General features: G+C 60.3%; 1 protein-coding gene. It reads right to left on the minus strand.

The genetic code is table 11. From position 1 onward, the window contains the following. On the minus strand, nucleotides 1-1,650 hold a 1,650-nt coding region (locus AC1DLB_RS29405; RefSeq protein ID WP_477786229.1), incomplete at both ends, for a glycosyltransferase.

The following is a 1,650-nucleotide window of genomic DNA, read 5'->3' on the forward strand; positions in this document are numbered from 1 at the left end:
GATTTGCACTTGCGGCGTCCATACGGTCAGCAACCCGGCATCGGCGACTTTCAGGCACAAGTCGACATCGGCATACGCTTGCTCGAAATGCTCTTCATCCAGCCCGCCCAGTGCATCGAACACCTCTTTGCGCACCATCAGGCAAGCGTCGGAAACTGCCGAATAATTCTGCTCGACCAACAGTCGATGCATAGGACCCGGTGCGTCTTTTTTCTCGCCGACGAACGCAGAGGCCACGCCGTCCCCCAGCCCCAGAATCAAACCGGCGCCGGTCACGCTGCCCTCGCGATCAACCAGCTTGGCCCCCACCACCCCCACTTCCGGCCGCTGAGCCTGGTTGAGCAAAGCTTCGATCCAATTGGCATTGACCACCTCGGCGTCTGCCGCGAGCAGTATCAAGTACTCACCCTGTGCCTGCGCGGCGGCCTGGTTGAGCAGTGCCGACGGGCTCACGCGCTGCTCGTTCTTGATCAGGCGAATCCGCCCGCGACCGTTTTGCTCCAGACTGTCGAGCCACGTCAGCAGATCGGCTGACTGGCTGTGGTTGTCGGCGATGATAATTTCGTTGTTCTGATAGCGCGTACGCTGCAATACGCTCACCAGGCAGCGCTGCAATGGCTCCTGATCGCCTTCGCTGCGGACGATGATCGACACCTTCGGACGCTGGGCATGCCGGTAGTCGATCCGCAAGCCACCAAATGCCTCGGCACTGACCTGCGCCTGATAACCACGGGTTGCCAGGTGGCGTACCAGGGTCTGACGTTGGTGCTCATTCGGCGCCAACTCCACCGCCGGGGTGATCAGCAATGGCTCGGCCAAATGCGCCAGCCCTGCCAACCCGCCAGCTTCGATCAGGCGCAGCAGCAGGTCGAATTCCAGTGCATCGCTGAACTCGCGGGCATAACCACCGACATCCACCAGCACTTCGCGTCGGATCAGCCAATGCCGGGCGGTCAACGTCGGCAGACTTTGCAGCAGGTCGAGGTTGAAGGCCGGGCGGAAAACCTCGGTCAATGTGCCGTTACTACGGCGATGAATCTCATCCATCGCCACCGCACGGCAACCTTCCGCGTCCTGCAACTCAAGGCTGGCGCGCAGGAAGCCGGCAGCGGTGAACTCATCGCCGGCCTCGGCCAACAGCAGCCAGTCCGAGGTTGAGCGCTGGGCAATCTGGTTCAGTTTATCGACGTAGTTGCTTGCGCTGACCTTTACAAAATGCACGGTATTTTGTTCGGTGGTGACGTCAGGCAAATCACCGGTGGTGAAGACCACCACCTTGAAGGCGCGGAAAGCGCTTTCCATCAGACTGTCAAAGGTGACCTGCAACTTGTCCATGTCGGCTTCAAGATCCAGCAACAGAATGCCAAACTGAGGCCCGCCCTCATTGGCCGCCAGGTGTTGATTGATTTTCCGTACCGCGGTGTCGTTCGGCTGGCGTGCCTGCAACCAGTTCAACAGCCGGCCGGAGGGCATGCTGCCCAGCAACTCACGGCTGTCGTAGGTCGGTAGGCTGCCGAGGCGGGYAATCCAGTCCGTCAATATTTTCGCATCGGCGCTCTCGCCCATGTCCAGCAGTTGCTGCACCAGTTTTTGCACGACCTGACGGTTGAAGGCGCCCAACTGCACGGCATGCAGCAAACGAGTCTGGAT

It is taken from the genome of Pseudomonas sp. 05N434 (assembly GCF_056396965.1).